At 41.2% G+C, this 6,470-nt stretch carries 6 protein-coding genes and 1 pseudogene; all 7 read right to left on the bottom strand.

Annotation, left to right across the window (positions count from 1 at the left end; translation table 11 throughout):
• Window positions 1–117: 117 nt before the first annotated feature.
• Window positions 118–594: a NifX-associated nitrogen fixation protein gene (locus ACKTT2_RS00960; protein WP_407883049.1), complete on the bottom strand. Its 477-nt coding sequence runs from the start codon at window positions 592–594 to the stop codon at window positions 118–120.
• Complete coding sequence (nifX, locus tag ACKTT2_RS00955) at window positions 591–1,004, bottom strand: nitrogen fixation protein NifX (RefSeq protein WP_407883046.1); 414 nt, start codon at window positions 1,002–1,004, stop codon at window positions 591–593. The genes ACKTT2_RS00960 and nifX overlap by 4 nt, the downstream gene beginning before the upstream one ends.
• A 142-nt stretch (window positions 1,005–1,146) precedes the next feature.
• Window positions 1,147–2,502: a nitrogenase iron-molybdenum cofactor biosynthesis protein NifN gene (gene nifN / locus ACKTT2_RS00950; protein WP_407883044.1), complete on the bottom strand. Its 1,356-nt coding sequence runs from the start codon at window positions 2,500–2,502 to the stop codon at window positions 1,147–1,149.
• Window positions 2,503–3,405: pseudogene (locus tag ACKTT2_RS00945) on the bottom strand (nitrogenase component 1); the annotation flags it as partial.
• 94 nt (window positions 3,406–3,499) lie between these two features.
• A complete protein-coding gene (locus tag ACKTT2_RS00940; RefSeq protein ID WP_407883042.1) occupies window positions 3,500–3,808 on the bottom strand; it encodes a type II toxin-antitoxin system VapC family toxin in 309 nt (102 codons plus the stop codon).
• Window positions 3,809–3,882: 74 nt separating this feature from the next.
• A complete protein-coding gene (locus tag ACKTT2_RS00935; protein ID WP_407883040.1) occupies window positions 3,883–4,113 on the bottom strand; it encodes a type II toxin-antitoxin system Phd/YefM family antitoxin in 231 nt (76 codons plus the stop codon).
• A 94-nt stretch (window positions 4,114–4,207) separates the two neighbouring features.
• The coding region (locus ACKTT2_RS00930; RefSeq protein ID WP_407883038.1) for a tetratricopeptide repeat protein at window positions 4,208–6,470 on the bottom strand (2,263 nt) is incomplete at its 5' end.

The following is a 6,470-nucleotide window of genomic DNA, read 5'->3' as shown; positions in this document are numbered from 1 at the left end:
GCGTTGAGGGTGCGGTTACATTTTTTGTAACAGATATAACGGATAGTTCGCTATCTCCTTCCAAGATATCTCATCCATCAGTCTTATGATGTTATCCGTTGTCAAAATCCAAAATCCCTAAACCTTGCTAACTTCTGGGTAAGTTTTAGCTAGTTCAACTCCTTTTTGAACTAACTTTTCTCCCTCTTCTGATAATTTTTCTAATGAATCAAAACCAAATCTGTGGGCATCCCGTAACGTTTTAACAACTAATAAAAGACGACCAGAAAAGACTAAACACCAACCAAAACCTTCATGGCTTAAATCAACAACAACTTGAGATAATAAGCCTGTTTCTTGTTCGATACGAGCAGCTATAGCACGGTAAAATATCAGAATCCGCGATACAGTCATTGGTTCAACATCACCTTCAACAGGTATTTCCCGTTTCTTTTGTTTGCTAATAACAAAAGGTTTGAGCAGTAAGTCATCTGACCAATTACGAAAAGTTCCATAACTGTCTTGACCTCGAATTTGCTGCACTATTGCCTTGAGAAAAGGCGAGTTTAAAATATCGGCTGCAGCAGTTCCATTGACACTATTTGTTACACTCATACAGCAGCTTCCTCTTCTAATTCATCCTCAAAACTTTGGGAGTTTTCCTGTAGTGCTTTACGCAACCAAGGTGGTGGGCTTCCGTTTAAAGTTTGTACTAACTTGTCCAAAACATCAGCGATCGCATCTTCTTCAGAATTTGCTAAGACTGGGGTAATACCTTTTTTGATTAACTTAGCAGCAGCAGTATCGCCAATCGCCATCACATAAACAATTTTACAATCAACTAATGCATCAAGTTTTGGGCTGAGTTTATCATCATTCCCATCTTGTTTGAGATTATTATCAAACTTGAGAGTTTCTAAAAACTCATATCCATCTTTTGATACTTCATACATATCAATCTCTTTTGACCATCCAAAATGAGCATTAATATGTATTCGGTCACTGGTTGTGAAAGCAACTTTCATCCTTGTTCTCCTCTCATCAAATTGTTGGTGATGAGTTATGAGTTATAAGCAGTAAATCGACGTTTACTACAGCTCATAATTCATAACTCATAACTTTTAACCACTCACAATGACAGTTGAGACGTCTGTTTTACGCCACTAACTACTGTACGGGCGCAAGGCATTGCGCCTCTACCAACTCCCTCAACTGATGTGCTTTAGTTTCTTCTTCTTCCATAAAGATATTGGCAATATCAAATAGGATCTCTATAGTGCCTCGGTAGCCTACTTTGGTATACAAACCGTTACCTAAACGGTCAAAAATGGGAATACCTTGACGGTAAACAGGAATTCCCAAACGTTTTGCGATCGCAACAGTATGAGAACTTCCAATTAGCAGATCGGAGCCAACAGCCAATTGCTCAAAATCTTCTAGATCGCCAACAGTTACGCTATTGATTGGCAGTTTTTCCAACACGGGAGAACGAGTTGTTGTCACTGCTGCATGAATTTCAGCACCCATTGATTTTAAAAAGTAAACTGTTGAACCAAGTAAGTCTGGTTCTAGTGCTAGAGACACTCGCTTGCAACCGAAGAAAAAGTGAGTGTCTAGCATAGCATCTTGCAACTGACGGCGTTGACGGCGGTATTTTTCTGGTACTGCAGTCCCACTCAAATCTGCTAATGCTTGTAAAAAGTTATCAACTGGTTCTAATCCAGTCAGTTCGCTAAAAACTTCATAGGGAATGTTAAAGCGATCGTGCAGAATTTTTGCTGCACCCCGCATACTATCACCTAAAGCTAAAGTGAATGCAGAATTACCAATTTTTCTCAATTCTGCCAAACTCGTACCGTTAGCTGTGATTGGACTATAGGAATCTTCCAAATGACCATCCAAAGATGCAGCCAGATCGGGTACAACAATAGGTGTTAATCCAAAAGCACTGACAATCTCTTTTATCTCCTCAACATCCCCAGGAGTAAAAGCAGAACTTGGCAAAATCGCAACTTGCATCGGATGAGGATTTTGCTCGTCACTTTTTTGAGCAAGTTCTCGGACTATGCTTTCTACAGCAGCCGCATATCCATCTTGCAAAGAGCCTTTAAAATCTGGAGAAGAAACCAAGACAACTGGTAAGTTATCTAATTCTGGGTGACGTTTGCGAATACCCTTAAGAATGTGGGGCATATCATCCCCTCTAGTTTCCGTCAGTGCAGTGGTACACAAACCAATAACATCTGGCTTCGATCTTTCTGCAAGAGTCAGAATAGCTTGCTCAACATTCTCCTCTCCGCCCAAAATGGTGCTAACTTCCGACATTGCTGTGGTAGACAGAGGAATTGTTTCAGAGAAATGCTTCACCAATAAAGACTTAGCAAAAGCAGTACAGCCTTGGGAACCGTGGAAGAGTGGTATCATCCCTTTCAAACCCAACAAAGCTAAAGCAGCACCCAAAGGTTGGCTGAGTTTTAAGGGATTCACTGCAACTGATGAATTGGTAACAGTAACGATCGCCATTTAAATAACCTCCTTTAAAGAAGACACAGGGAGAGAGAGAGTAGAGGAAGTATTTTCTCCCCTGCTCCCCTGCTCAAGAGCTCCCCTGCTCTCTTTCTCCCAAGGTGCGGGCTTGCGGACTTGTTCCCACACGGGGCTATAAACAGCTTCATACAATTCTCTTGCCATTTCTACCATTCCTGTATAGCCAGCGTAGGGGTGATGGCGTTCTTGGTTGATATGTAGGAAAGGAATTCGAGCTTTTAAGGCGGTGTACTGATTTCGTCCCCCTGCAATCAACATATCAGCTTTAGTTTCTTTAATAATTCGCAAGAGTTCTTTGGGGCTTTCTTGTTCCAACATGATGCCATCTTTACCCAGCAACTTTTTGATGCGGGCTTTATCTTCTTCCGTGCTTTTCCTGGTACTGGTAGCGACAACTTCCATTCCCAAGTCTTTAGCTGCAGAAATGATAGACCAACTCTTCACTCCTCCGGTGTAGAGAACAATACGCTTTCCTTTCAATTTCTCACGATAAGGAGCGAGTGCTATATCGAGAGCAGCTGTTTCTTCTGCAATCAGCTTTTCAGTACGCTCTTGTAAATCCGAGTCGCCCAACTTTGCAGCAATATTCCGCAAGCAGCGGTTCATATCTTCTATACCATAAAAAGACTCTTCCGTGTAGGGTATACCATAGCGCTCTTCCATTTTAGTTGCCATATTAAGCAGCGCTTTGGAGCAAATCATCACATTGAGCTTCGCCCGGTGAGCGTAACAAATTTCTTGATAACGAGCATCACCTGTAATTTTTGATAAGACTCTGATACCTAATTTCTCAAATAGTGGCAAAACGCTCCACATTTCACCTGCAACATTATACTCGCCAATAAGATTAATATCATAAGGTGTAGTATACTCTGGCTCACCTAAACGCTTTTTCCCACACCTTAATGCGATAAGCCTTTATGCTTAACGGCTGGAGCCGTATCGCACTGCGACTGACTTGAAATTATTGTACTTACCAATAACGGGTGACTGTATAGTTATCTAACATGGCATCTACACTAATAATCGGGATCTGTTCTGTAAGTGATTGAGCAACCAAAAGCCGATCGAAGGGATCTTTGTGATGAAATGGCAGAGTTACGATTCTGGCTACATGAGCAACTTTAATCGGTAATATTTCCAATTCATTAACTTGAAGTTGATGCTCCATCCATGTTTCAAAATTTCCAGGAATCTGATACTTACCAAGACTAATTTTGATAGCAATTTCCCAATAAGAAGCGGGACTGAGCAAGATGTCATTGAGGGGATCGACAATCAAATTACGGGCAACTTAACTGAGGGTACGATCGTTGAGTACAAACCAGAGGAATGCCTGAGTATCTAGCAGAAACTTCATGGCATATAATCGTGAAAGTCTTCCAAGTGGGTTTCATCTTCGGATAGGATGATTAGAGTTCCGATTGCACTACCAGGCTGGCGAGGTTTGCGGGGTGATTGGAGTTCAGCAATTAGTCTAGCGACGGTGCGATTGCCGGAAAAAATCTGCACTTCTTCACCGGGTTGCAGACTTGCAATCAGTTCGGGTAAACGAAGTTGGGCTTCTGTTAATGGAATCCGTGTCATTGTTATGTGCTGTTGGATTGCTAGCCGACACTTTTTATAGTAGCTTGAAATATAGTAACTTGAACCAGCCAGTCTCAGGAAACGCCCGATAAACTTAATTAGAGTTATCAGTTAGCTGTTGAAAACGTTCATGCTCGCGGATCTGCTCAAAGTTTGAGTCAGTTTTTGCTAATTCTCGCCATTGATTAGGCTTCAATTCTATTGCATATTGTAAATTCTTTATTGCCTGTTCAACATTATTTTGCAAGGCATAAATGCAGGCTCTTCTATACCAAGCAAAACTATTATCTCTCTGTAATTCGATGGTTTTATCATAGGTATTAAGAGCATCATCATAGCGTTTCAATTTCTCCAACACCAAGCCGCGTTCATTCCAAGTCCAGATATTATCAGGCATCAATTCAATGGCCTGGTTGTAATTGATGAGTGCTTCTTCATAGCGTTTTAATTGCTCCAACACCCAACCGCGACGATTCCAAGTCCAGACATTATCAGGTATCAATTCAATTGCTCGGTTGGAATTGATAAGCGCTTCTTCATAACGGTTCAATTTCTCCAGCACCCAACCACGATAGTTCCAAGACCAGGCATCATTAGGCATCAATTCAATTGCCCGGTTGTAATTGATAAGTGCTTCTTCATAGCGTTGCAATTGCAACAGCACCCAACCACGACGGTTCCAAGTCCAAGCATCATTAGGCATCAATTCAATTGCCCGGTTGTAATTGATGAGCGCTTCTTCATAGCCTTCTAATTTCTCCAGTACCCAACCGCGACGGTTCCAAGTCCAAGCATCGTTAGGCATCAATTCAATTGCCCGATTGTAATTAATGAGTGCTTCTTCATTGCGTCCTAATTCCTCCAACATCAAACCGCCAAGATTCCAATTCCAGCCATCATTAGGCATCAATTCAATTGCCCGGTTATAATTGATAAGTGCTTCTTCGTAGCGTTTCAATTGCAACAGCACCCAACCGCGACGTTTCCAAACTTGAACATTAGGTTTATTAATTACCTTATTATAAGCAACGAGTGCCAACTTATACATTTTAAAGCGGACTAAGACATTACCGAGAAAATGCCATACACTCTGTGGCTGACGAATCAAAACGAAAACGCCAATAGCACCTAGAAACAAAGCACAATCCCATCGGTTGAAAAGCGCGAATCCATCCACCGAATATCGCAGTAAAACATTAAGTTGATCGGAGAATACAAAGACTGAAGTGTTTAAGAATAACGTATAAGATGGGACAAACCAAGGTAATGTACTAACGAAAATAAGCCATAATAAGGTAAACTTTCTTAATTGAGTTCGGAACTGCTTAGGAAGCCAAGGTTCAATAATACCGAAGCCATCTAGAGGCGGAACAGGCATTAAGTTGAACAGAATAAAAAACAGATGCAAACAAATAAAGAAAGCTAAGGCTGCTGAGAACCAGTACGGCAAATTCCAAGCTAAACTTACCTGAAAAAAAATGGTCAGCAGTAGGGTGACGAGTAAACTAGCAAATGGTCCTGCTGCTGCAACAGCACTCTGCCACCCGCGATTTCGTAATTGACGGTGCTCAATATAGACTGCGGCTCCTGGTAAGGGAAAAGCACCCAAAAGGAAGAATAAACCGGGTAAAATGATACTGATGAGGGGGTCAGTATATTTGAGAGGATTGAGAGTCAAATACCCCTTTGTCTTCACAGACTTATCCCCACCCCAGTAGGCAACGATCGCATGTCCAAATTCATGTAAACTAATTGAGAGTAGCCAGATTAGACATAAAATAGCAGAGAAAAGCAGGGTAGCATCTTTAGCTTTGAGAATATCGAGTCTTTTTCTAGTGTTAGTATTATTGGGATTAATTCGTAAGGCTTGGGTGTAATCATCGATTGCTCCTTTCTTGTCTCCCAAACTAGCGCGGGCATTCCCTCGATTGTTGTAAGCATTAGAATTGTTAGGATTAATTCGTAAGGCTTGGGTGTAATCATCAATTGCTCGTTTATAGTCTTTCAGACCCTGATAAGCATTACCTCGATTGTTGTAGGCATTAGAATTGTTGGGATTAATCCGCAAGGCTTGGTTGTAATCATCAATTGCTCGTTTATAGTCTTTCAGATCGTGATAAGCATCACCCCGATTGTAGTAACCACCAGCATTGTTAGGATTAATTTGTAGGGCTTGGTTGTAATCATCAATTGCTCGTTTATAGTCTTTCAGATCGTGATAAGCATCACCCCGATTGTTGTAGGCATTAGAATTTTTGGGATTAATTTGTAGGGCTTGGTTGTAATCATCAATTGCTCGTTTATAGTCTTTCAGACCCTGATAAGCATTACCTCGATTGTTGTAGGCATTAGAATTG

Source organism: Scytonema hankhaensis NUACC26 (assembly GCF_045865695.1).
Taxonomy (GTDB): domain Bacteria; phylum Cyanobacteriota; class Cyanobacteriia; order Cyanobacteriales; family Nostocaceae; genus Scytonema.
This window is presented reverse-complemented; position numbering and strand designations above follow the sequence as displayed.

What these genes read in the sequence shown, in the direction of transcription:
- ACKTT2_RS00960 (WP_407883049.1), bottom strand. Translation starts at nt 594, where the DNA reads ATGAGTGTAACAAATAGTGTCAATGGAACTGCTGCAGCCGATATTTTA.
- nifX (WP_407883046.1), bottom strand. Translation starts at nt 1,004, where the DNA reads ATGAAAGTTGCTTTCACAACCAGTGACCGAATACATATTAATGCTCAT.
- nifN (WP_407883044.1), bottom strand. Translation starts at nt 2,502, where the DNA reads ATGGCGATCGTTACTGTTACCAATTCATCAGTTGCAGTGAATCCCTTA.
- ACKTT2_RS00935 (WP_407883040.1), bottom strand. Translation starts at nt 4,113, where the DNA reads ATGACACGGATTCCATTAACAGAAGCCCAACTTCGTTTACCCGAACTG.